General features: G+C 69.4%; 16 protein-coding genes. 15 read left to right on the forward strand and 1 reads right to left on the reverse strand.

The window, feature by feature from the left end; all coding sequences use genetic code 11:
- The 3 genes from QN163_09310 to cas1 form a co-directional block, all read left to right on the forward strand.
- Window positions 1-2,625, forward strand: a 2,625-nt coding sequence (locus QN163_09310) for an HD domain-containing protein (protein ID MDR5684210.1), incomplete at its 5' end; no start/stop codon positions are given.
- Window positions 2,622-3,746 (forward strand): hypothetical protein, encoded by a 1,125-nt coding sequence (locus QN163_09315; GenBank protein MDR5684211.1) that lies wholly within the window; start codon window positions 2,622-2,624, stop codon window positions 3,744-3,746. The genes QN163_09310 and QN163_09315, both read left to right, overlap by 4 nt.
- A 22-nt stretch (window positions 3,747-3,768) precedes the next feature.
- A complete protein-coding gene (gene cas1, locus QN163_09320; protein ID MDR5684212.1) occupies window positions 3,769-5,457 on the forward strand; it encodes a CRISPR-associated endonuclease Cas1 in 1,689 nt (562 codons plus the stop codon).
- 1,343 nt (window positions 5,458-6,800) lie between these two features.
- On the opposite strand, the gene QN163_09325 is transcribed toward cas1, so the two are convergent.
- Window positions 6,801-7,775, reverse strand: coding sequence for a LysR family transcriptional regulator (locus tag QN163_09325; protein ID MDR5684213.1), 975 nt, complete (start codon window positions 7,773-7,775; stop codon window positions 6,801-6,803).
- Window positions 7,776-7,894: 119 nt separating this feature from the next.
- Between QN163_09325 and QN163_09330 the strand changes: the two genes are divergently transcribed.
- The 12 genes from QN163_09330 to gabT all read left to right on the forward strand — a co-directional run bounded on the left by QN163_09330 (window position 7,895) and on the right by gabT (window position 25,344).
- A complete protein-coding gene (locus QN163_09330) occupies window positions 7,895-8,797 on the forward strand; it encodes a nucleotidyltransferase domain-containing protein (GenBank protein MDR5684214.1) in 903 nt (300 codons plus the stop codon).
- 63 nt (window positions 8,798-8,860) lie between these two features.
- The gene (locus QN163_09335) at window positions 8,861-13,168 is read left to right on the forward strand and encodes a DEAD/DEAH box helicase (GenBank protein MDR5684215.1); all 4,308 of its coding nucleotides are present in this window, start codon (window positions 8,861-8,863) and stop codon (window positions 13,166-13,168) included.
- 83 nt (window positions 13,169-13,251) lie between these two features.
- On the forward strand, window positions 13,252-14,631 hold the full coding sequence (locus QN163_09340; protein ID MDR5684216.1) for a sigma-54 dependent transcriptional regulator: 1,380 nt from the start codon (window positions 13,252-13,254) through the stop codon (window positions 14,629-14,631).
- A gap of 52 nt (window positions 14,632-14,683) precedes the next feature.
- Window positions 14,684-16,117, forward strand: coding sequence for an RNA polymerase factor sigma-54 (gene rpoN, locus QN163_09345; GenBank protein MDR5684217.1), 1,434 nt, complete (start codon window positions 14,684-14,686; stop codon window positions 16,115-16,117).
- Window positions 16,118-16,214: 97 nt separating this feature from the next.
- Window positions 16,215-16,490, forward strand: a complete 276-nt coding sequence (locus QN163_09350) for a NifU N-terminal domain-containing protein (GenBank protein MDR5684218.1) — start codon at window positions 16,215-16,217, stop codon at window positions 16,488-16,490.
- A 2-nt stretch (window positions 16,491-16,492) separates the two neighbouring features.
- A complete protein-coding gene (locus QN163_09355; protein ID MDR5684219.1) occupies window positions 16,493-16,960 on the forward strand; it encodes a (2Fe-2S)-binding protein in 468 nt (155 codons plus the stop codon).
- A gap of 84 nt (window positions 16,961-17,044) precedes the next feature.
- The gene (locus tag QN163_09360; GenBank protein MDR5684220.1) at window positions 17,045-19,330 is read left to right on the forward strand and encodes a xanthine dehydrogenase family protein molybdopterin-binding subunit; all 2,286 of its coding nucleotides are present in this window, start codon (window positions 17,045-17,047) and stop codon (window positions 19,328-19,330) included.
- 40 nt (window positions 19,331-19,370) lie between these two features.
- Window positions 19,371-20,348 (forward strand): xanthine dehydrogenase family protein subunit M, encoded by a 978-nt coding sequence (locus QN163_09365; protein ID MDR5684221.1) that lies wholly within the window; start codon window positions 19,371-19,373, stop codon window positions 20,346-20,348.
- 332 nt (window positions 20,349-20,680) lie between these two features.
- Window positions 20,681-20,977: an Asp-tRNA(Asn)/Glu-tRNA(Gln) amidotransferase subunit GatC gene (gene gatC / locus QN163_09370; GenBank protein ID MDR5684222.1), complete on the forward strand. Its 297-nt coding sequence runs from the start codon at window positions 20,681-20,683 to the stop codon at window positions 20,975-20,977.
- Complete coding sequence (gene gatA, locus QN163_09375; GenBank protein ID MDR5684223.1) at window positions 20,974-22,449, forward strand: Asp-tRNA(Asn)/Glu-tRNA(Gln) amidotransferase subunit GatA; 1,476 nt, start codon at window positions 20,974-20,976, stop codon at window positions 22,447-22,449. The genes gatC and gatA overlap by 4 nt, the downstream gene beginning before the upstream one ends.
- Window positions 22,446-23,948 carry an Asp-tRNA(Asn)/Glu-tRNA(Gln) amidotransferase subunit GatB gene (gene gatB, locus QN163_09380; protein ID MDR5684224.1) on the forward strand — a complete coding sequence of 501 codons (1,503 nt, stop codon included), beginning with the start codon at window positions 22,446-22,448 and terminating at the stop codon, window positions 23,946-23,948. The genes gatA and gatB overlap by 4 nt, the downstream gene beginning before the upstream one ends.
- A gap of 22 nt (window positions 23,949-23,970) precedes the next feature.
- Window positions 23,971-25,344 carry a 4-aminobutyrate--2-oxoglutarate transaminase gene (gabT, locus tag QN163_09385; protein MDR5684225.1) on the forward strand — a complete coding sequence of 458 codons (1,374 nt, stop codon included), beginning with the start codon at window positions 23,971-23,973 and terminating at the stop codon, window positions 25,342-25,344.
- Window positions 25,345-25,367: the final 23 nt, after the last annotated feature.

Consider the following 25,367-nt stretch of genomic DNA (forward strand, 5'->3'; position numbering starts at 1 on the left):
GGCCTCCTGAAAGTAGTGGCCGACCGGCTCCGGATGCTGAGCGGGACCGAACGCCCCCTGGCAGTGGCACGCCTCCGCGGCGGGATCTTCCGCGACGACGGCTGGGCGCGGATTCCCTCGCAGCCGGCGATCATCACCTCGACGGTCGACCAGCTCGGTTCCCGCCTCCTCTTCCGAGGCTACGGCCACAGCTTGCTCACGGCGCCCATCTTCGCGGGCCTTGCGGCCAACGACAGCCTCATCATCCTGGACGAGGCCCACTGCGCGGTGCCGTTCATGCAGACGCTCGCCGCCATCGCCCGGTTCCGAGGGCCGAAATGGGCGGAAGAACCGCTGCCCGCGCCCTTCGCCTTCGTCATCATGTCGGCCACACCGCCACCCGAGATACCACCCGAAGCGGTCTTTCCCGGCGACGTGCGGGAGCCAGCGCTGGACCACCCCGAGCTTCACCGCAGGCTCCGAACGTCGAAGCCGGCCGAGCTGATGACGGTCGCGAACTCGGGGAAGGCGAAGAATCAGACCCAGGACGACCGCGATCCGTTGGTGGTCGACGCCAGCGCCCGCGCGGCGCACTACATCGCCGAGGGAAAGCACCGCGTGGGCGTGATGGTCAACCGCGTGCGGACGGCCGAGCTGATCGCAGAGCGGCTCCGCGAGGCCCTCGCCGACCGCGCGGACGTTATCCTACTGACCGGACGCATCCGCCCGTTCGAGCGCGACGGGTTGGTCGAAGGCTGGATCCCGTATCTGCGAGCCACGAACCCGACGGAACCGGAACGTCCCGTCATCGTGGTCAGCACCCAGTGCCTCGAAGTCGGCGCGGACTTCAGCTTCGACGCGCTCGTCACCGAGTGCGCGAGCCTCGACGCCCTTCGGCAGCGCTTCGGGCGTCTCGTCCGGCTGGGAGCGGATACCCCGGCCCCTGCGGCGATCCTGATTCGGGATGGCGACCTGGACCCCGACGAGCCCGACCCCATCTACGGTCGGGCGCTGTTCGAGACGTGGCGGTGGCTCCGGGACCAGGCGGCGCCGGATGGGGAAGGGCGCCTTGTGGTCGACATGGGCGTCGAGGCGCTGGAGGCGCGGCTCCGCGACGTGGAAGACCTGTCGCCCTTGCTGGCGCCGAGTCCGGACGCGCCGGTGCTGCTCCCCGCGCACCTCGACCTCCTGTGCCAGACGGCCCCAGCGCCTCATCCGGAGCCCGACGTCTCGCTCTACCTGCATGGCCGGCCTGGTCCGCCCGAGGCGTCGGTGGTGTGGCGCTGCGACCTGTCGGCGGACGACCCCCACGCGTGGAGCGAGACGGTGGCGCTCTGTCCGCCGGTGAGCGGCGAGATGCTCGCGGTCCCGCTCTGGCGTCTGCGAGCGTGGCTCGCTGAGCGACCGGAGGCCGACGACGCGCCGGATCTCGAGGGGGTCGGCCCTGCACCGGAAGGGCGCGATGGCCGGGTCAGGCCGTTTCTCCTGTGGCGCGGCCGCGAGCGCTCGCGCGTGGTGACCGATCCCAGGGAGATCAGGCCGGGGGACGTGGTGGTCGTGCCGGCTACCTATGGGATCGAGGGGCTCGGCCAGGCGACGCGGGCGAGGGCGCTGGGCGAGGGCGGCCTCGATGTGTGGGAGGCGGCGAGGAAGGCTTCCGCACAGCCGGTCGCCGTGCGCCTGACCCAGGCGGCGCTGGCCCCGTGGCTCGGATGTCCCGCGCTCAAGGAGCTGCTGGCGGCGGCGAGCTCCCCGGTGTGGGACCGTGGCGCGATCAAGGACGCCATCGAGGCGGTGCTCCAGTACCGTCCCGCGAGCGAGGACGCCCCGCCGCCGCCCCCGGCCTGGTGGCTCGAGCTCCTCAAGGCTGCACGGACGGGCCCCTTGTCCGAGCACCCCGCGGGCGGGATCGTCCTGTTCGCACGCCGGGGAGCACCCTTCAGGGCCGAGCTGGACCTGTTCGCGGACGACGACGACCTGCTGTCGGCCGCCGGTGCTGCGGTGGGCCTCGACGAGCACTCCCGCGCGGTCGAGCGGGCGGCCAGGAAGCTCGTGGCACTGTGCCTGTCCGAGAGGGAGCGGGACGCCGTGCGACTGGCCGCGCGCTGGCACGATGCGGGAAAACTCGACGAGCGATTCCAACTCATGCTGCACGAGGGCGACGAGGTCGCCGCGGCCGCGGCACCCGGCCCACTCGCGAAGTCGGCAGCCATTCCGGAGTCGCCGGCCCGGCGGCGGGAGATCCGGGCGGCGAGCGGCCTGCCCGAAAGCTTCCGGCACGAGATGCTTTCGATGGATCTCGCCGCGCGCTTCGCCGGGCTACCCGGGGACCCTGTACTGGCCGACCTCGTGCTCCACCTGGTGGCGAGCCACCATGGCCACGGGCGGCCCTTCGCTCCCGTGTGCGCCGACCCCTCGCCGTCCGGCGTCCATGGCGAGTTCGGTGGTGTCCGCATCGACGTCGACGGCGGGACCCGCGCGGCCTGGCCGCCGGTTCACCGTCTGGACTCGGGCGTGGCGTCGCGCTTCTGGCGGCTGGTGCGCCGCTACGGCTGGTGGGGGCTGGCCTACCTCGAGGCGATCGTGCGGCTGGCCGACTGGTACGGCAGCGCGTTCGTGATCCCACCGGAGGAGGACAGCCGATGACTGCCCGGTCCTTCGAGCTCGGGGGACTCGACGGCGCGAACCCGCTCGGGTTTCTGGCCGGAGTAGGCGTCCTCGTCACGTTGACCTGGAAGGGCGAGCGCGAGGCGCGGCTGCGGTGGGTACGACGCCACACGTGGGTGCCGGAGCTCGAGGGCGTCTCGGCAGCGAGCGAGAGCCATCTCGCCCGGCTCCTCGCCGACGCCTTGCGCGGTCGCGCGACTTCGGAGGACGCCCGACGCGAGCTCGAGGCAGCGCGGAAGGCCATGGAGGCTGCGAAGACGGAAGTGAAGAAGAAGCGACAGGACTTGAAGCAGCGGCGGTTGGCCCGCAGCGAGCGCGCGCAGGAAGAAGAACGCAAGCTGCGGCCGATCGAAGAAGAGTTGCGCACTCGGCGGGCGGAGTACCTGGAGGCGCTGCGGGCGGCCGTACCTCGCAGCGAGCTGGCGCTCGGGAAGCGGGTGGAGGATGCGACAGCCGAGGAATATCGCGAGCTGGTCGACGGCGTCGTCGCACGGAGCGACCCTGCGAACCGCGACGAGCTCGATCTGCTTGCGGCGCTGGCGAGCGATGCGTGCGTCGAGCGTGGCCGGCTCCAGCCGACGCCGTTCGAGTTCACGCGCGGGTCCGGACATCAATCCTTTTTGGAGGATGTCCGCAAGCTGGTGGGGTGTGTGACAGAGGAGCGAGTGCTGCGCTGCCTCTTCGAGCCGTGGGATTACCGTGACGAGGGTCTGTCGCTGCGCTGGGATCCAGTGGAAGACCGCCGCTACGCGCTCTTGGATCGGAACCCGTCGGATGAACGCGCCCGCACGGTCTGGATGGCAAACCTTCTCGGATACCACGCCCTCGCCGTCTTTACGACTGCTCCCGTCGGAGGCAGGTTGGCAGCTGCCGGTTGGGATCGAAACGCGAGGAGCTTTACGTGGCCTCTGTGGCAGGTCCCTGTTGGCGTGGATATCGTCCGTTCCCTGGTGCACCTTCGTGAGTTGACCGTAGAAGGCCCGGACGCTCTTGTGCTACGAGAACGAGGAATCATTGCAGTCTATCGGGCGGAACGAGTCGAGGTGGGACAGGGACGCAACCGAAAGATCAACTTTTCGCCGGCACGCGGAATTGCGTAGCCGCTGAGGTGGGAAACTCCATCTGGCGCTCAGACGAGCGATGGCTATGGAGGACAGGGTTCTGCCCGAGGGTGAAGCCGCCGAGCTCGTTCCAGCTCGTATGGTGAGTGAGTTCGTCTACTGCCCGCGTCTTTTCTACCTGGAGTGGGCGCAGGGCGAGTTCGTGCACAATACAGACACTCTCCAGGGCGCGGCGGTCCACCGCCGCGTGGATCGGGAGGAAGGTTCTCTGCCTGATCCAGTGGACCTGGAACCGGAAGACCGAATCACCGCTCGGGGGGTGCTACTGTCTGCCCCATCTCTGGGCCTCATCGCGCGCATTGATCTGCTCGAAGGAGAAGGCGGTCGAGTTCGTCCCGTCGACTACAAGAAAGGGTCACCTGGGCGGGAAGGGCCTTGGGAACCGGAGCGCGTCCAGCTCTGCGTGCAGGGATTGATTTTGCGTGAGAACGGATACCGCTGCGACGAGGGAGTGATCTATTATGCAGGCACGCGCCAGCGCTTCGTTGTACCCTTCGATGCGGCTTTGATCGACCGCACGCTGGACGCAGTTCGCGGAATTCGCAGTGCGATTGCGAATCCTCTGCCTCCACCCCCACTGGTCGACAGTCCAAAGTGCCCTCGGTGCAGCCTCGTTGGGATCTGTTTGCCCGATGAGATCAATCTGCTACGGGGAGTCGATGTCGACGAGGTGCGCCGGCTGATCCCAGCCCGCGATGAAGCCGGCCCGCTTTACGTGGTCACACAGGGAGCCACCGTCGGCAAGTCGGGGGAGCGCCTGACGATACGTAAGGCGGAAGGAGAAACCGAGTACGTCCGCCTCATCGACGTGGCTGAACTGTCACTCTTCGGCCATGTGCACCTGACCGCTGCAGCAGTCCGCGCTCTGATGGAGCGGGGCGCACCCATTCTCCATCACACGTACGGCGGCTGGTTGATCGCCGTGACGACGTCCCCGACGCAGAGGAACGTGCTCTTGCGTCTTGCTCAATATAGGGCCGCCACGGACGATCGGACGGCGCTCAGGTTGGGGAGGGCGTTCGTATCGGGGAAGATTCGCAACCAGCGCACGCTGCTACGACGGAACCATCGAACCGTCAGCGACGCCGTTCTGGAAGAAATGGCCCGCCTGGCGCGCGCGGCCGAGCGCGTTCGATCTGCGGATCGGCTGCTCGGGGTAGAGGGCACGGCTTCACGTCTGTACTTCTCTCAGTTTGCCGGCATGCTGAAGACCACTGCGGAGTTCGATTTTTCTACGCGCACACGACGCCCGCCGACCGATCCGGTAAATGCGCTGCTGTCCTTCTTGTACTCTTTGCTTGCGAAGGAGTGCGTCCGTGCAGTCTTGGCGGCTGGCCTTGACCCGTATCTAGGTTTCTTTCACAGGGTTCGCTACGGCAGGCCGTCGCTCGCCCTCGATCTTGCCGAGGAGTTCCGTCCCATCATTGCCGATTCCACGGTGTTGACGTTGCTGAACAACGACATGCTGGATGAGTCCGATTTCGTCCGCCGGGGACCGGCGTGTGCCCTGCGAGATAGGGGACGGAAGAAGGTATTGGAGACGTATGAAGCTCGCATGGAGACCCTGATCCGGCATCCGCTGTTCGGTTATTCGGTGAGCTACCGCCGCGTCCTGGAGGTCCAGGCGCGGCTCATGGCTCGAGTCGTGGAGGGCGAGGTTGGAGAGTACAGACCGTTTGTCACGCGATGAAGGAGATGAAGGATACGATCCGACACAGGTTCGTCGTCTGCTACGATGTCAGGGAGCCGAAGCGATTGCGTCGAACACACCAGACCATGCTTGGCTACGGCGATCCCCTTCAGTATTCGGTGTTTGTATGCGACCTGTCGCCGATGGAGCTTTTGCTCATGGAGGAGAGACTCCGTAATGTGGTAAGTCTTGGGGAAGACGCGGTCCACATCGTGGACCTGGGCCCGATCCGCGGTCGTGCGGCACTCAGGATTCGATCCCTAACCGGGACCGTGTTCCCGGCGCCGGTGCGACACCGCGTCATTTAGGACTGCGCTGATCCTTGACAACCGAATACCTGTGCGGGAGCGTGCGAGAGGTGAGGTGGAAAGTCGATCCGTGGGGACCTCTCGCAGGGTTACGAGCCTCGCTGTTCTTGGCTTCCCAGCGTGGGATCCTCGACCGAGCTTCCTGTGCATAGGAGGAAGAGGCAACGCTCTCGCGAACACTGGCTAGGAGACCTTATCGGAGCGCGTTGTGGCGTCGGCTGTTTCCGCGGTCACTCGACCGCGGCTCCATTGAAGCTACCTGCATGCGTGGGATCCCCGTGATCCTCTTTGACGGCCATCCCTACCGTCATCCTGCCTCCTTGCCAGGCATGGCGGACTGGTTCTCCACGTGCTGCGTGACGATCGAGCAGCGGATGATCGGGTGGAGAATCGGATGGGTTGTGGCACCGCGGGATCTCGCCGATGACGTGGCCAGGGCGCACATCTACAACGGGCTCACTCCAGGAGGAACTGCGCAGGCGGGGGCGCTGGCCGCTCTCCGCGGCCCGGCCGCGGACTTGGCCGCAGCAGTCACTGAGTACCAGCGCCGCCGCGACGCAATCCTCGACCAGCTCAAGGGCCTTCCAGCGGTGCGACCCGCGGCCGGGTGGTTCCTGCTCATGGAGACGGAGCCACTTAGGTGCTCTCCACAGTATAGGGTGACGGACCGGTCGTGTGGTCCGCGCACACAAGTACGTACAGCAACGAGCCGGGTCGAGCGGCTGGCCCTCGTGGGGCAGCGCCTGCGGCCTGCCCTGGCGAGCCTCCGCTGAACGGCTGGGACCTTCGCCTTGGACGCGGCAAATCCGGTCCAGTCAGGCCTGGCTCTTCGTGCGGTGGTTGCTTCGTGCCGTCGTGCAGGTCTGGGACTTATGCACAGAGGTGCGCGCCTGCGTGTGCGCGTCTGGTGGCAGACGGAAGGAAGCCCCAACGGGCCGGGTGGACCACTCGGTGGGTAGCGGCGTCTGGGTGCATCGATCGAGAGCCCCGAGGGCGAGTCGTGTCCTGCCGAGAGCAGCGCGCGCTTGAGGCGGTTCAGCGGCGCGAAGGGCGGGCGCGAGGGGATGACGGGACGCGCCCGGCGCGCGCGGTGCGTCGGGCGGCGAGTCGGGCGCGGGCGAGGGCGACGAATGCCCGCGCGCTCGCCGACAGCCGGCCGACCCTGCGGAGGGCGAGGAAGATCTCGCGGCGGGTCTCGGGCAGCCCACGGACCGAGCGGGTCCGGACCATGCCGCCGCGGACGTACGGCGCGACGGATCGCAGGGGTGCGAACCCCACGCCGGTGCCGCGCGCGATGAGGACCACGCCGAGGGGGATGCCGTCCACTTCGATCGCCGCGCGCAGCCCGAGTTCGTCCTGCATCCAGCGTTCGAACTCCTCGAATCCCTCGCCCCACTGCATCGCGATCAGCGTGTGGCCGGCGAGGTGGCGCACGTGCAGCCCGCGCCGCCGGCTGAGCGGGTGGCGGGGCGGCACGACCAGCACGATGTCGTCGGACAGCAGCGGCTCGATCGAGATCAATGGCTCGTGCAGCGGCCGCACGACGAACCCGACGTCTACCAGCCCGTCGCGGAGCAACTCCAGCACCTCGTTGGAGTGACCGTAGCGGACGACGATGCGCGCGCCCGCTCGGCGGCGTCGGAAGGCTTCCACCAGATCGGGGAGGAGCGCGGTGGCGGCCGATACCGTCGCCCCGACGAGCACGCTGCCGTGGCCCTCGGCCTCGCGCGCCGCCTCGCTGCCCTCCTGCAGCAGCTCGATCGCGCGCACGGCATAGGGCATCAGCGCCTCGCCCGCCTCGGTCAGGCGCACGGTGCGCCCGCGCCGCTCGAACAGCGGCCGGCCGATCTCCTGCTCGAGCGCCTGGATCCGCGCGGTGACGGAGGGCTGCGTCAAAAACAGCGCCGCGGCGGCGCGGGTGAAACTGCGCTCGCGGGCGACGTGCAAAAACGCTTCGAGATTCTGGATGTCCATGGAAGGGAACCGTCCATCAGAAAGGTTCTTGGCCATCGATAGACTTCCTCTATGGTTCGGCAACCGACCAGGCGCGGCGCACAGGGGGTCGGCTGCGCCACGCGGCTGGCTGCCGTCGCCTGGCGGGTCGAGGGCGTTCGCAGTAGCATAGGGGCATGGGCAGCGCGTTCGACGAGCTGCGCGTGTATTTCCGGGGATCCGCGGAAGTCGCTGCGGTGTACCTGTACGGCCGGTACGCTGACGACCAGACCCATCCCGACAGCGACATCGAGATCGGGATCGTCCTGCCTCCGGAGTCGTCGGAGGAAGACGTCTCCGCGTACATGGAACGGCTGGCGCACGACAATCCGCTGGGCCCGGCGCACGGTGTGCTGATGCCCTCGGCCCTCAACCAGCACCTGCCACAGGTGGCGCACGAGATGATCCACTACGGGTCGGTGCTGGTGGACAACGACCCGGTCGCACGCGAGCGGTTCGTACAGATGACCGAAGAGCGGATGCAGGCCGAGAGGCCGCGCCTGCTGGAGGAGGCACGCGAACTGCTGCAGCAGAGCCGCTCGCTCGGGGAGGGCGTACCGACCTTCCGGCCGCGGTCGGGGCAGCCGATGAAGATGGTGGATCCGGTGCGGGTGGGGTGGCGCCTGGGCCGCGTGCTCACCTCGCTGGCGGTCATCGAGGTCGGCACGCGCGAGATCGAGGAGGCGGTCCAGGACGCCGAGCGCGTGAACCAGATGATCGGGTGGTTCTCCAATGCGGCGGGGGCGGCGACCGGAATCGCGAAGGCGATGCTTACCACCTACGACGTGCCGCGCCCACCTCGGCGCTGGCAGGTCTTCTTGCCGCTGGCCGACCTGGGACTGCTTACGATGGAGCACGCGCTGTGGATGGCGGCGATGGTGGAGACGCGCTGGAGTCTGATGTTCGCCGACACCGTCACCGCTCCCGAACGCGTGCTGATCCACATCCGCACCTATCTGCCGCACCTGCTGCAGTTTGCCCGCGTCGCCTGCTGGGCCACGGAGATGCCGACGTTGGGCGAGGCGGCGCGATTGCATTGAAGAGGGGGATTGGCTTGCGGGCAGCCCGGCGGGGACTGGGCTCCGACCGCTGACCGCCCGTCCATGGACATCCTGTACGGATTCCATCCCACCGTCGCTGCCTGGTTTCGGACCACGCTGGGTGGACCCACAGCGCCGCAGCGCATGGGCTGGCCGGCGATCGCACGCGGCGAGCACGTGCTGATCTGCGCGCCCACGGGCTCCGGCAAGACGCTGGCGGCGTTCCTGTGGGCCATCGACGACCTCGTGCGGCGGGCGGAGTCGGGGCAGCTCGCCGACGAGACCGCGGTCGTCTATGTCTCACCTCTGCGGGCACTGGGCAACGACATCCACCGCAACCTGACCGAACCGCTGCGGCAGATCCGCGATCTGGCCGCTTCGATGGGATCGCCCCTGCCCGAGATCCGGGTGGCGGTCCGCTCGGGCGACACGACGGCGGGCGAGCGCGAGGGCATGGTGCGCAAGCCTCCGCACATCCTGATCACCACGCCGGAGTCTCTGTACATCCTGCTGACCGCCGAGCGCAGCCGTCGCTTCTTGCGCACCGCGGGCGCGGTCATCGTCGACGAGATCCACGCGATCGCCCCGGACAAGCGCGGCGCGCACCTGGCCCTGTCGCTGGAGCGGTTGGACCGGCTGGCCGGCCGTCGCCTGCAGCGAATCGGGCTGTCGGCCACCGTCAGGCCGGTGGAGGAGGTGGCGCAGCTGCTCGTCGGGAGCGACGGACGGTGCCAGATCGTCGACGCCGGCCACCGGCGCCGTTGGGACCTGTCGGTGTGGGTCCCCTCCCAGCCCCTAGGGCCTGTTGCCACGCACGAGCTGCGCGGCGAGGTCCTCGACCGGATCGCGCGGCTGGCAGGCGAGCACAGGACGACCCTGGTGTTCGTGAACACACGCCGCATGGCGGAGCGGGTGGCCCACCTGCTCACCCAGCGGCTGGGCGAGGGCAAGGTCGCAGCGCACCACGGGAGCCTGTCGTTGCGGATGCGGCGGGCCGCCGAGAGTGGGCTGCGGTCGGGCGAGGTCCCGGTCGTCGTCGCAACCGCCTCGCTGGAACTCGGGATCGACATCGGCCACGTGAACTTGGTGTGCCACATTGGGGCACCGCGTGCGATCTCGACGATGCTGCAGCGGGTGGGACGCTCCGGTCACGGCGTGCTCGGCACGCCCAAGGGGGTTTTGTTCCCGCTCACCCGCGACGAGCTCATCCAGTGCGCGGCGTGCGTTCGCGCCGCTCGGGAAGGAGAACTCGACCGTATCGTGCTCCCCCCTGGCCCGCTGGACGTCCTCGCCCAGCAGATCGTCGCGGAGTGCGCGGCCGGCGAGATGCGCGAAGCCGAACTGTGGGAGATGGTCCGGCGTGCACATCCGTACCGGAGCCTGCGGCGCGACGACTTCGAGGACGTCCTGGAGGTCCTCGCCGACGGCGTGGCCACCTCCCGCGGGCGGCGGGGTGCGTGGCTGCACCGCGACCGGGTCCACGGCATCGTCCGGGGAAGGCGGGGCGCGCGCCTGGCCGCGATTACCTGCGGTGGGGCGATCCCCGACGTTGCCGACTACGACGTGGTGGAGGATCCCACGGAGACGTTCCTCGGCAAAGTCAACGAAGACTTCGCCGTGGAGTCGATGGAGGGTGACGTCTTCCTCCTCGGCAACGCTTCTTGGCGGATCCGACGGGTGGAGTCCGGCCGCGTCCGGGTGGTCGATGCCGGCGGCCAGCCGCCGTCGGTCCCGTTCTGGTTGGGCGAAGCACCCGCGCGCACCCCGGAACTGTCCGAAGCTGTGGCAGCGGTGCGCGAACGGGTGGAAGCCGGGCTGGTGGATCGTGAGGCGACGATCGCCTGGCTGCAGGCCGACTGCGGGGTCGACCGCGGTGGGGCGGAGCAGATCGTCGAGTACGTGGGCCAGACCCAGCTGGCCCTGGGAAGGGTGCCGACGGGGCGGCGCGTCGTTGCGGAGCGCTTCTTCGACGAGGCCGGAGGGATGCAGCTGGTCGTTCATGCCCCGTTCGGCGCCCGGATCAACCGGGCGTGGGGACTCGCGCTGCGCAAGCGTTTTTGCGTGACGTTCGACTTCGAGCTGCAGGCCGCGGCGACCGACGACGGGATCGTGCTGTCGCTGGGCGAGCAGCACAGCTTTCCGCTGGACAGCGTGTTCGCGTTCGTCCGTCCGCACAATCTGCTGGACAGCCTCACGCAATCCGTCCTGCAGCACCCGGTGTTCGGAACCCGTTTCCGGCAGAATGCACAGCGGTCGCTGGCCCTGCTGCGGTTCGAGCGTGGCCGCCGGGTCCCGATGCCGATCCAGCGGATGCGCTCGGAGGATTTGCTCGCATCGGTGTTTCCGGAGCAGGTCGCCTGCCAGGACAACCGTCCACCAGGTCCCATCACACCGCCCGACCACCCGCTCGTCACCGAGACGCTGCGCGACTGCCTGCACGGGTGGATGGACACCGAGGGGCTGCGAACGATCCTTGAGCGCATCGAGGCGGGCGAGATCGAGGCGGTCGCCGTGGAGACCCCGCGGCCGTCGCCGATGTCGCACGAGATCCTCAACGCGAATCCCTATGCGTTCCTGGACGAAGCGCCGCTGGAGGAACGCCGCGCGCGGGCGGTCGCGCTGCGCCGGACTGACCCCGAACTCGCCAGGGGCGCAGGGGCGCTCGATCCGGTCGCGATCGAGACGGTGCGCGCGCAGGTGTGGCCCGACGTGCGCGACGCCGACGAACTGCACGACTTCTTGCTGTCGGTGGTCCTGCTGCCGATCTCCGAGGCCGGGGCGTGGGAGGGATTGGCCCAGCGCCTGGTGTCCGACCGACGCGCGACCGTGGCGTCGTGGGCCGCACCCTCGGGCACTTTGATGCGGGCCTACGTCGCGGCCGAGCGCCTGGAGTCCACGCGCCGGGCGCTGGGCGACGTCCGCATCGAACCTACCGTCGTCGCGCCGCCGCTGCGCCGCAGTCGGGCGGAGCCCACGCGCGAAGAGGCGCTTCGGTGCATCGTCGGGGGATGGGCGCAGCACCTGGGGCCGGTCACCGTCCCGGATCTTGCCCGCCGCTTGGGTCTCGATCCATCCGAGGTCGCTTGCGCGATGGTCGCGCTGGAGTCGCTCGGGGCGGTGTTGCGCGGCACCTTCACGCCGGGAGCGGGTGCCGAGGAGTGGTGCGACCGGCGCGTGCTGGCCCGGATCCACCGGCTGACCGTTGCGACGCTGCGGCGGGAGGTCGAACCGGTCTGTGCGACTGACTTCGTGCGATTCTTACTGCGCTGGCAGCACGTCCAGCCGGGCACCCAGCTGCACGGCCGCGAGGGCCTGGCGCAGGTGATTCGCCAGCTCCAGGGACTGGAGCTGCCGGCGCCGGCGTGGGAGTCGTGGGTCTTCCCTGCCCGTGTGGCGGGCTACAGCCCCGCCGACCTGGAGACGCTGTGCCTCTCGGGGGTGGTGGCGTGGGGCCGGCTCACCGGCGGCGACGAGGAGGCCGGTCAGACGAATGGGATCGATCGGCGGCCGGTACCCACCCGCAGCACACCGATCGCGTTTATGCTCCGCGAGCATATTCCGCTGATCTTACCTCCGCGCGGTGCCGACCCCGACGTGCGGTGTCTGTCGGGCGCCGCGCAGGAAGTGGTGCGTTTCCTGTCCACCCACGGCGCGTCGTTTTTCACGGACATCGTCCGGGGCTGCGGATTGCTCGCCGCGGAGGTCGAAGACGCCCTTTGGGAGTGCGTCTGCGCGGGGTTGGTGACGGGGGATGGGGTCGCCGGGCTGCGGGTGCTGCTCGGCCAAGCCGCGCGTGCACGCCAGAGGACCCGCAACCTGCGCGCGGTCCCGACCCGATTCTCCGCGGCGTTCGGCAGGTACGTGCCGACGGGACGCTGGGGTCTGTGGCGCCCGCCCGACGAGATGGTGACGCCACAGCGGCGGCACGAGGCGATGGCCCAGCACCTGTTGGTGCGCTACGGGGTCGTCTTCCGCGAACTGTGCGCACGGGAACGGTGCGCCCCGCCGTGGCGGGTGTTGGTCGACATTTACCGCAGATGGGAGGCGCAGCAGCGGATCCGTGGAGGCCGTTTCGTCTCGGGGTTTGCTGGCGAGCAGTTCGCCCTGCCGGAGGCGCTCGAGGCGCTGCGCGCGGTCCGGCGGGCGCCCGCCGAACGCGAGGTCGTGGTTGTCTCGGCGGCGGACCCGACCAACCTGGTCGGCGTCGTGCTGCCGGGCGAACGGGTGCCAGCGCGTTCGGGGCTCGTCGTCGCTTATCGCAACGGAGCGGTGTGCGACGTCGGGACGCTGGGCGCCGTCCGCAGCCGTCTGCTCGCCGACATCGTCGGGGCGACCCGGGCTGACGGACTTCGACATCGCCCGTATCCCTGAACCCCGTTCCCCATCGCCCCCCCGCCATCCGGTTCGCCATAGGAGTTCCGGGCCGGAGTGCCGAAAGGCGGTCTCGGGAGCCCATGGCGAAACGCGTCCTGGTTGTCGACGACGAGGAGAACATCCGGACCCTGATCACGCAGATTCTGCGGCGCGAGGGGTTCGAGGTGGAGACCGCCGCGGACGGAGCCGCCGGCCTGGCGCGTGCGCAGTCGGGTGAGTTCGACCTGATCCTGCTCGACGTGCGCACCCCGAAGATGGATGGGATGACGGTGCTGCGCGAGCTGCGGCGCGTCGACCCCAGCGCGATCGTCATCATCGTCACCGGATACGGCACGCTGGAGATGGCCGTCGAGGCGATGCGCAACGGCGCGTTCGACTACGTCCCCAAGCCGTTCAAGCAGGACGAGCTGCTCGTCAAGATCCGCCGCGCGCTCGAACACGAGCAGCTGCTGGAGGAGAACCGCCAGCTCCACGAGGAGCTGCGGCGGACGTTCAAGTTCGAGGGCATCATCGGCACCTCGCCGAAGATGCAGGAGGTGCTGCGCGTGGCGGCGGCGGTGGCGCCGACCGACGCGACCGTCCTCCTGTACGGAGAGACGGGGACCGGCAAGGAAGTGCTTGCGCGCTCCATTCACTACCAGAGCCACCGCGCCGAAGGACCGTTCGTGCCGATCAACTGCGGGGCGATCCCCGAGACCCTGTTGGAGACCGAACTGTTCGGCCACGAGAAGGGAGCGTTCACCAGCGCAGTTGGCAGCCGCATGGGCAAGTTTGAGGCGGCCGACGGGGGGACGATCTTCCTGGACGAGATCGGCGACATGAGCGCGGCGATGCAGGTGAAACTGCTGCGCGTGCTGCAGGAGCGGGCATTCGAGCGCGTGGGCGGCAACAGGGTCATCCGCGTCGACGTCCGCGTCATCGCCGCGACGAACAAGGACCTGCGCCAGGCGATCCGCAACGGTGCCTTCCGTGAGGACCTCTTCTACCGGCTCAGTGTGGTGCCGATCGAACTGCCCCCGCTGCGCGACCGGCCCGACGACATCCCCGTGCTGGCCCAGCATTTTTTGGAGAAGTACCGGGAGCGCTATCGCAAACCGATCCAGGGGTTCAGTGCGCAAGCGGTGCGCAAGCTGCGCAGGTACACGTGGCCGGGCAACGTGCGGGAGCTGGAGTTCGCCGTCGAGCGCGCGGTCATCCTGTCGCGCACCACGGAGATCTGGGCCGAAGACCTGTGGCTGGGCGATGGCGTACCCGCGCCGGCAGAAGAGGCCATCCCCGCGCTGGCGGCGGTGGAGAGGCAGCACATCGTCAGGGTGTTGCAGCACACCGAGTGGGACACCCGGACCGCAGCGAAGACGCTGGGGCTGTCGGCGGCTGCCCTGCGCAAGAAGATGGACCAGCACGGCATCGCCCCACCGGCGGCGGAGGCACCGGAACCCAGAAAGGCCCGCGGCCGGTGAGGGTCCGGCCTGACGGGGCGTCGGCCGAAGGGGAGGGCGCTGAAAAGCGACCATGGAGATCCGTCCTGGGGTCGAGATCGCCCCGCTGCCGCAGCAGCGGATGGTCCCCAAGCTCATGGCGGTCAACGCCGTCCTGGTGCTGCCGCTGCCGCAACTGGAAGTCCGCATCGAGGAGGAGCTCCACGCCAACCCCGCGCTGGAACGCGCGGAGAGCGCCTGTCCGAGGTGCGGGGCCGAGATGAGGGGGCCGCTGTGCCACGCCTGCGGCCACGTGCTGGGTGAGCCGCTGGGCGAGGAAACCGTGCCGTCGACGCGTTCGGCGGACGACGACTTCGACCCTGTCGCGCACGTGATGGCGGAGGTGTCGCTTCAAGACTACCTGCTGCTCCAGCTGGGCGCCCGGGATCTCAAAGGACGCCGCCGCGCCCTGGCGGAGTTCCTCATCGGCAGTGTTGACGAGCGCGGCTATCTGGTGGCGGACCTGGACGAGGCGGCCGGCCGTTTCCGCGTGTCGCGGCGGACCGCCGAGGAAGTCCTGGCACTGATCCAGACGTTCGAGCCGACCGGTGTCGCCGCACGCTCGGTCGAGGAGTGCCTGCTGCTGCAGCTGCGGGCGCTCGAACCCTCGGAGACGAACGGCCTCGCCCAGCGGATCGTCATGGAAGGTCTGCTGCCCGACCTCGGGCGGGGACAGTACGCGAAGATCGCCCAGCGGCTGGGCACCACGCCGCAGGCGGTCCGCGACGTGCACACCTACATCCGCCGGCATCTGGTGCCATACCCGGCGGACCGCTACGAGGCCGAGCGCGAGGGCGGAGGGCGCCTGCGCCCGCAGGAGGTGCCGCGTCCGGACGTCGTGATCGTGCGGACCCCCCGGGGCTACGCGGTCGAAGTCGCCGGACCTCCGGCGATGGGCCTGCGGGTGAACGACGTGTACCGCGAGCTGTACCGCCGCGCCCGCAGGTCTCCGGAGGAGTTCGCTGCGCACGCGCGGGAACACATCCGCGACCACGTCAACCGGGCGAAGCTGTTCATCGAGACGGTCAAGCGGAGGAACTGGACGCTGCGGTCGATCGTCGAGGCCATCGTCCAGGCGCAGCGCGAGTTCCTCGACCGGGGGGTGGAGCACCTCAAGCCTTTGACGCTGGCGATGGTGGCCGCCCAGGTGGGGGTGAGCGAGTCCACCGTCAGCCGCGCGCTGGACGGGAAGTACGTGCAGCTGCCCAGCGGGCGGGTCGTCAGCTGCCAGGTCTTCTTCGACGGTTCGCTGCCGGTCAAGGAACGCATCCGCCACCTGGTGGCCACCGAAGAACCGGACGCGCCGTACACCGACCGTGAGATCGCAACGCGGCTGCGGCGCGAGGGCATCCGCATCGCGCGGAGGACGGCGGCCAAGTACCGCGAGGAGATGGGCATTCCGCCCTCGGCGGCACGCCGGGAACGCGGTGAGGTACGACCGCGCGGCGCAGTCGCCGGATCCGCCTGAGCGCCGCGCGTGAATTTGTCAAGACTGCCCGACCGCGCCACGGGACGGTACGCTGTTGGAGGTTCCGCCTGACGGTGGTGCGGACGGAGGGTGCGCCGTGCGGATCGACGTGCAGCCCACACCCAACGTGCACGCCCTGAAGTTCATCCTGGACCGCCGGGTGACTGAGGGGAAGAGCCAGACGTACACCGCGGTCGAACAGGCCGCCGAGGCGCCCCTGGCCCGCAGACTCCTGTCGGTGCCGGGCGTGCGGATGGTCTTCTTGCTGAACGACTTCATCACGCTGACGCGCGACCCCGACGCCGACTGGAACGCGATCGTGCCGGAAGCCGAACGCATCATTCGCGAACACTACAGGAGCGAAGGGGACTAGGCGTGGTCGTGCTCCGCGTCAACGGCCGGGACCACAGCCTCGACATCACGGCCCACCGCACCCTGCTGCGGGTTCTTCGGGACGACCTGCACCTGCGCGGGACCAAGGATCCCTGCGAGCGCGGCAGTTGCGGTGGCTGTACGGTGCTCGTCGACGGCCGGGCGGTGTACAGCTGTCTGCTGCTGGCCGTCACGTGCGCCGGACGCCAGATCACGACGATCGAGGGCCTGGACGGCGGGGCGCTGCACCCGATCCAGCGGGCGTTCGTCGAACACGATGCGCTGCAGTGCGGTTACTGTACCCCGGCGCAGATCCTGACGGCGAAGGCGCTGCTGGGCACCCGACCCGAACCGTCCGAGGCCGAGGTCCGGGAGGCGATGTCCGGCGTCCTGTGCCGCTGCGGCTCCTACCCGAAGATCCTGCGCGCGGTCCTGACCGCCGCGGGCGCGATGAGGGCGCACGGCGGGTAGGGGCAGGGCTGGTCCGCGCACGCAACGGGTCGATGGCACCCGGCGGCCACCGAGAGCCGCATTCTTTCGATCGAGGCTTGCGCCGTGCCGAGGATCGTCAAGACCAAAGTCGAGTTCGAAGGCCGCATCGAGGAGCGCGAGGTCGTCGTCGAGGGTGAGGACCTGCCGCCGTACGAGCAGACCTCCTTCCGCTACGTCGGCAAACCGATCCCGCGCGTCGACGGCCCGTTGCGCGCCACCGGACGGGCGACGTACACGGCGGACCTGGCGCCGCCGGGGACGCTGCATGTGCGGTTTTTGCGGTCGCCCCACGCGCACGCGCGGATCCGGGCCGTCCGGACCGAGCGGGCCGAACGCATGCCCGGGGTCTTCGGGGTAGCCACCCGCCACAACTGCGACCTGGTCTGGCGGCGGTGGCGGTTGTTCGAGGACGTCGTGCGCTACGCGGGGGACGAGGTGGCGGCGGTGTGCGCCGCAACCCAGGAGATCGCCGAGCAGGCGCTGCGGTGCATCGAGGTGGACTACGAACCCCTTCCGTTCGTCACCGACATCGAGGACGCGATCGCACCCGATGCACCGCGCGTGTGGGAGTCGGGCAACCTGCTGCGCGAGCCACCCTACGTCCGAGGCGACGTCGAGCGCGCGCTCGCCGGTGCCGATGTGGTCGTCGAGCTGGAGGTGCGGACGGCCTGCGCCCTGCACAACTCCATGGAGCCACACATTGCGGTGGCGCAGTGGGAAGGGGACCGGCTGACGGTCTGGGAGTCCACGCAGCACATCTTCGGTGTCCGCGACGCGCTCGCCGCCGCCTTCGGCCTGGGCGTCGACCGCGTGCGCGTCCTCAAGCAGTTCATGGGCGGAGGGTTCGGCAGCAAGAACGCCGTCGGCAAGTACACCCTGATCGCATCGCACTTCGCGCGCATGACCGGACGGCCGGTGCGGTGCGGACTGGATCGCCACGAGGAGAACCTCTGCGCCGGAAACCGCGGCGCGTCGCTGCAACGGATCCGGCTGGGCGCGCGCGGCGATGGGACCCTGGTGGCGATCGACGCGACCCTCTACACACAGCTGGGCGCCTACGCGGCTTGGGCGCCTGCGATCGGCGGGCCGTTCCGCGAACTGTACGCGTGCCCGAACGTGCGCACGGAGGAAGTCGGGGTCTTCACGCACACCGGACCGTTCGCGGCCTTCCGCGCTCCCGGTTACGTGGAGGGAACGGTGGGCCTGGAAGTCGCGATGGACGAACTCGCCGCGCGGCTGGGAATCGATCCGCTGGAGATTCGCCGCCGCAACCACGCGGACCGCGACCCGGCCACCGGGCAATCCTATTCCGCCAAGCACCTGTTGCGCGCCTACGACCTGGGAGCGGAACGGATCGGATGGCAGCGCCGCGGCCGGCTGCCGCAGGGCACCAAGCGGCGCGGCCTGGGGATGGCCAGCCAGATCTGGGGTGGCGCCGGCGGCCCGCCTGCGTATGCGATGGTGCGCCTCAACCGGGACGGCAGCGCAGAGGTGATCACCGGCACGCAGGACATCGGTACGGGCACCCGCACCGTACTCGCCCAGATCGCCGCCGAGGAGCTGGGGCTTCCGATCGAGCGAGTGACCGTCCACCTGGGGGATACCGAAAACCCGTACTCCCCGCTGTCGGCCGGCAGCCAGACCCTGGCCTCGGTGGGGCCCGCGGTGCGCATGGCGGCTGCGGACGCCCATCGGCAGGTGCTGGAGTTCGCCGCACAGATGCTGGAGGCCGACCCCGCCGACCTGCGGGCGGACGACGGCGAGATCGAGGTAGCGGGCGCGCCGACCCGACGTCTGTCGTTTCGCGCGGTGGCCGAAAAACTGGGCAACTTCCAGATCCTGGGCCGCGGCTTTCGGGGCCCCAACGCCGCCGACCAGCGCCTGCGGACGTTCGGGGCTCAGTTCGCCGAGGTGGAGGTGGACGTCGACACCTTAGACATCCACGTGCTGCGGATCGTCGCGGTGCACGAGTGCGGCCGGATCATCAACCCACTCACCCTCAGCAGCCAGGTCGAAGGCGGCATCCTGCAGGGCGTAGGCTTCGCGCTCACCGAAGGGCGGCTGCTGGACCCGGCCACAGGCCGGCCGGTGAACGCCAACCTCGAGGACTACAAGATCCCGACGGCCCAAGACGCGCCGGTGATCGAGCACTACATGATCGAGGCCAGCGACGACGCAGCCAACAACCTGGGTGCCAAGGGCATGGGCGAACCGCCGATCATCCCGACCGCGGCGGCGATCGCCAACGCCGTCTCGGATGCGCTGGGCGTGCGCATCACACACCTTCCGATCCGACGCGAAGTCGTGCTGGCGGCGGTCGAGCAGGCACGGCGGTCGGGGCAACTGTAGCCGTGGTGTCGGTGACCGGGCGGCGCAACGTGGAGTTTCCGTGAACCCGTTCGCGTACCTGCAGGCGAAGACCCTCCGTTCGGCGGTCCGGGCAGCCCGACAGGAGGGCGCGGCGATCCTAGCCGGCGGCACGGACCTGATCCCGCTGATACAAGACGGTATCGTAACACCGGCCGTCGTGGTGAGCCTCGGTTCGGTGCGTGGGCTGGACGGGATCCGCTCCGGGTCCGAGGGGCTGCGGATCGGCGCCTGCGTCACGTTGAGCGCCCTCGCCGCCCACCGCGCCGTCCGCACGCGCTACACGGCACTCGCCGAAGCGGCACGGGCTGCGGCGTCCTGGCAGATCCGCAACCAGGGAACGGTCGGCGGCAACCTCTGCCAGCACTCACGCTGCTGGTACTACCGGCAGGACTTCCCGTGCCTGCGGCGGGGCGGGGACCGGTGCTCGGCCGCAGACGGCGAGAACCGGCTGCATGCGATCCTCGGCGGCGGACCGTGCTACGACGTGCACCCGTCCGACCTCGCTCCCGCGCTGGTCGCGCTCGATGGGCGCGTCCGGATCGCCGGCCCGGGGGGGAACCGTGAGATCCCACTGGAGCAGCTGTTCGTCCACCCGTCGGCCAATGCCCGCCACCACCTGGCGCTCGGCCGCGGCGAGATCGTGACCGCGGTGATCGTACCCCGGCCGGCGGACGGGACGCGCAGCCTGTACCTCAAGGCGATGGACCGCGCAGCCTGGTCGTTCGCGCTCGCCAGCGTGGCGGTCGCCGGGCGCGTCGAGGACGGCCGCGTCACCGGACTGCGTGTCTGCCTGGGCGGCGTGGCGCCGGTGCCGTGGCGGGCCCGGGCGGTCGAACAGGCACTGGTGGGCCAGCCCCTCCACAGTCAGCGCGTCGAGCAGGCGGTCGAGCGGGAACTGGAGATGGCCAAACCTCTGGGCCGCAACGCCTACAAGGTCGCGCTCACGCGCGGCCTGCTGCGGCGGGCCCTGCACACGCTCGGTCACGCCAAGGCCTGAGCACGCGGCGCCCGCGCCTGGATGCGGCGATTCCCACCCGCGTCGAGGGCCGAACCTACTGGATGACGAACCGCCCCGCGCTGGCCATCAGCAGGAGCACGAAGACGGTGAGCAGCACCAAGATCAATTCGGTGTTGCCGGAGAACACGGCACACCTCCCGTCCCCTTTGTCCGACCTCCGATCCTCTGCTTGGGAGTACGCACGTCGCACCGTGCGGGTTCACCTGGGTGTGGGCTGCGACAGGCCGGTCACCTGCCCGGCGCATTGGCGACGTGCGCGACACCCGTGCTACGATACGCAAGGCTCCCCGGATCTTCGACACGAGGATCTCATGCGGATCACACCGGACACCGTCGCCTACGTCGCGCGGCTCAGCCGCCTGGAGCTGACCGAAACCGAACGAGAACGGTTCGGCGAGCAGCTCAACGCGATCCTCGCGCACTTCGCAGCGCTGGACCGGCTGTCCACCGAGGGGGTGGAGGCGACGTCGCACGCGGTTCGGGTGACGAACGTCTTCCGCGACGACCGGGTCGACCCCTCCCTCCCCATGGACGAAGTGATCGCGATGGCGCCGCAGTCGCGCGAGGGCTTCGTCGTCGTCCCGCGTGTCATAGAGCCCGACGAATGACCGATCTGCTGGCCCTTTCCTACACCGAAGTCCGATCTCGTCTCGGCAAGGACCTGTCGGTGGCGGAGGTCGTAGAGGCGTACCTCGACCGGATCGCTGCCGTCGACGACGTCGTGCACGCGTACATCACGGTCACGGCCGAGTCGGCGCGCGCGGAGGCCACAGCGCTGGACGCCCGGATCGCATCGGGCGAGCCCGCCCCCCCTCTGGCAGGCCTCGCGGTCGCCATCAAGGACAACATATGCACGCGGGGCGTGCGGACGACCTGCGGGTCGTCGATCTTGCACGACTTCGTGCCGCCCTACGATGCGACCGCCGTCCGCCGGCTGCGCTCGGCGGGGGCCGTCGTGCTGGGCAAGACGAATCTGGACGAGTTCGCGATGGGGTCGTCTACCGAAAACTCGGCGTTCGGCCCGACGCGCAACCCATGGAACCTCGACGCGGTGCCGGGGGGCAGCAGCGGCGGATCCGCGGCCGCGGTGGCGGCCGGGGCTGCGCTGGCGGCGCTCGGATCAGACACCGGCGGTTCGATCCGTCTGCCGGCGGCGCTGTGCGGCGTCGTCGGCCTCAAGCCGACCTACGGGCGGGTGTCGCGCTACGGGCTGGTCGCCTTCGCTTCCTCGCTGGATCAGATCGGGCCGTTCGCCCGGACCGTGGCGGACTGCGCGTGGGTGCTGAGGGCGATCAGCGGACGCGACCCGCTCGATTCGACGTCGGTCGACCTGCCCGTGCCGGACTTCGCCGGGCAGCTGACCGCAGACGTGCGCGGCCTGCGCGTCGGCGTGCCGACGGAGTTCTTCGGCGAGGGTCTGCGGCCGGCGGTGCGCGACGCGGTTCTAACCGCCGTGAAGGTCCTCGAAGGCGCGGGTGCGGTCGTGGAGGAGGTGGCGCTGCCGACGCTGGAGTACGCGTTGCCGACCTACTACCTGATCGCCTGCGCGGAGGTCAGCAGCAACCTGGCCCGCTACGACGGCGTGGCCTACGGACACCGGTCGCCGCGGGCGGAAGACCTGTATACGCTGTACACGAGGACGCGCGCGGAGGGCTTTGGCGCGGAGGCCAAACGGCGCATCATGCTGGGTACGTTCGCGCTGTCAGCCGGCTACTACGAGGGCTTTTATAAGAAGGCCCAGCAGGTGCGCACGCTGGTGCGCCGCGACTTCGACCGCTGCTTCGAGCGCGTGGACATCCTCGCCACACCGGTCTCGCCCACACCCGGGTTCTGGATCGGCGAAAAGGTCGACGACCCGCTGCAGATGTACTTGTCCGACGTGTACACGATCCCTGTCAACCTGGCCGGGCTGCCGGGGATCTCCGTCCCGTGCGGGTTCGACGGCGGGCTGCCGATCGGGCTGCAGCTGATCGGCCGTCCGTTCGACGAAGCCACAATCCTGCGCGCCGCGCACGCCTACGAACAGGCGACGGAGTGGCACAGGGCACGCCCGCCGCTGGGTGCGCGGGGCACAGCATGAGCGCGGGAGCGCCGGTGGGACTCGCAGGCGAACGCCCAGGCGGCGATCCGGAAGTCGAGGTCGTCATCGGTCTGGAGATCCACGTCCAGCTGCTGACGGCGTCCAAGATGTTCTGCGGTTGCAGCACGCGGTTTGCAGCACCGCCGAACACGCAGACCTGCCCGGTCTGCCTGGGCTTGCCCGGCTCGTTGCCGGTGATCAACCGTCGAGCGGTCGAACTGGGGCTGCGGGCCGCGCTGGCGCTGCACTGCACGGTCCAGCCGATCTCCCAGTTCCACCGCAAGAACTACTACTATCCGGATCTCCCGAAGAACTACCAGATCTCGCAGTACCAGTACACCGGTCATCCGCCTCTGGCGACGGACGGCCATCTGGAGATCAACACCGACGGCGGCCGGCGGCGGGTCCGAATCCGGCGCGTGCACCTGGAGGAGGACACGGCCAAGCTGATCCACCCCCCGGGCGCCGACCACAGTTTGGTGGACTACAACCGTTCCGGCGTGCCGCTGATGGAGATCGTCACGCAACCGGACCTGCGGTCTCCGGCGGAGGCCGGCGCCTTCCTTCGGGCGCTGCGCCAGGTGCTGCAGTACGCGGAGGTGTCGACGGGCCGCATGGAGGAAGGCACCTTGCGCTGCGACGCGAACGTCTCGCTGCGCCACCCCGATGGAGAGCTGGGCACGCGCACCGAGGTCAAGAACATGAACTCGATCCGGTCGGTGGAGCGTGCTTTGGCCTTCGAGGTGGCCCGCCAGCACCAGGTTCTGGTGCACGGCGGCGAGGTGGTGCAGGAGACCCGCCACTGGGACGAGCGGCGCGGGGTCACGTTCGCCTCGCGGACGAAGGAGCAGGCTGAAGACTACCGCTACTTCCCCGAACCCGACCTCGTACCGATGGTGGTGACCGAGGCCTGGCTGGCCGAGATCGCATCGGGTCTGCCGGAGATGCCCGAAGCCCGGCGCAACCGGTTCGTCTCAGCCTACGGCCTGGGGACGCACGAGGCAGGCGTGCTCGTACAGACGCGAGAGGGGGCCGACTTCTTCGAGGAGGCGGTGCGGCTACACCCCAGCCCGCAGGCGATCGCGAACTGGCAGATCGGGGACTTGGCCGCGTATTTGAACGAGCACAACCTGGAACTGAGCGATCTGCCGATCACTCCGGCCCACCTGGCGGAACTCGTGCGCCTCGTCGAAGACGGGACGATCAGCGGCCGCATCGCCAAGGAGATCCTGCCGGAGGTGCTGTCCAGCGGCCGCCGACCGGAGGAGGTCGTCGCCGAGCGCGGGCTGGTCCAGATCCGGGACGAGGCGGCACTGCGCGAGGTGGTCCGCGCGGTGATCGCGGACAACCCGCAGGCAGTAGGCGACGTACGGGCGGGCAAGGAACGCGCGATCGGTGCGCTCGTCGGCCAGGTGATGAAGCGGACGCAAGGACGCGCGGATCCCGCGGCCGTCAACCGCCTTCTGCGCGAGGAGCTGGACCGCGACGGCGGAAGGTGAACGGTCCATACCGGAGGCGAAGATGAACCAGACGCGTGTGCTCACCCAACTGCCAGGACCCCGCAGCCAGGAGATCCTACGCCGACACGGCCAGGTGGTCGCCCGTGCCCTGAGCGTACATCTGCCCGCGGTCATCGACCGCGGAGAAGGCGCGCTGCTGTTCGACGTCGACGGCAACCGGTTCATCGACCTGGCCGGCGGCATCGGGTGCCTGGCGGTCGGGCATGCGCATCCGCGGGTCGTGCGGGCGATCCAGCAGCAGGCGGCGCGGTTCACGCACACCGACTACACCGTCGTACCCTACGAGGGCTACGTGGAACTGGCCGAGCGTCTGGCCCGCAGCGCGCCAGGCGACTCCGCGAAGAAGGTGGCTCTGTTCAATTCCGGTGCGGAGGCTGTAGAGAACGCGGTGAAGATCGCGCGCGCGGCCACCGGCCGCCCGGCGGTCGTCGCCTTCGAGGGAGCCTTCCACGGCCGGACGTACATGGCGATGTCGCTGACGAGCAGAGTCGACCCCTACAAGCGCGATTTCGGGCCGTTCGTGCCCGAGGTCTACCGGGCGCCGTTTCCGTACGTCTACCGCAGCCCGTACCCGACGCCGGAAGCGACCGCGGACGACTGCATCCGGCAGCTGGAACGGATGTTTGCGCTGCACGTGCAGCCCGACCGGGTGGCCGCGGTCGTCGTCGAGCCGGTGCAGGGGGAGGGCGGGTTCGTGGTGCCGCCCCCGGACTTTTTGCCCAGGCTGCGGGAGCTCTGCGACCGGCACGGCATCCTGCTCATCGCCGACGAGGTGCAGACCGGTTTCGGCCGCACCGGTCGTATGTGGGCGGTCGAGCACTTTGGGGTGGAACCCGACCTGATCACCGCGGCGAAGGCGATCGCGTCGGGGATGCCGCTGTCCGCGGTGATCGGGCGGGCGGAGATCATGGACGCCGTCCCGGACTCCGGGATCGGCGGGACCTACGTCGGCAACCCCGTGGCGTGCGCCGCCGCCCTGGCTGTGCTGGATGTGATCGAGCAGGAGGGACTGATCGAGCGAGCGGTGCACATCGGCGAGCAGCTGACCGAGCGGTTCCGCGCCATCCAGCGCGAGTGCAACATTGTGGGCGACGTGCGCGGCCTGGGCTCCATGGTGGCCATGGAGTTCGTCCTCGATCGGGACACGAGGACGCCCGCGCCTGCACACGCGCAGTCCGTAATCCGTCGGGCGATGCACGACGGCGTGCTGCTGCTGAAGGCGGGGATCTACGGCAACGTCATCCGCATCCTGGCCCCGTTGGTGATCACGGACAACCAGCTCCACGAGGCCCTTGACGTCATCCACCGTGCCGTCGCCGAGACCCAGCGCCGACCGCTGATGGAAGTCCCCCAGACCAAGGGGACCGGGGTGTAAGGGCGGCTGTCCCCACAGAGCGA

It is taken from the genome of Armatimonadota bacterium (assembly GCA_031432545.1).
GTDB lineage: Bacteria > Sysuimicrobiota > Sysuimicrobiia > Sysuimicrobiales > Sysuimicrobiaceae > Caldifonticola > Caldifonticola tengchongensis.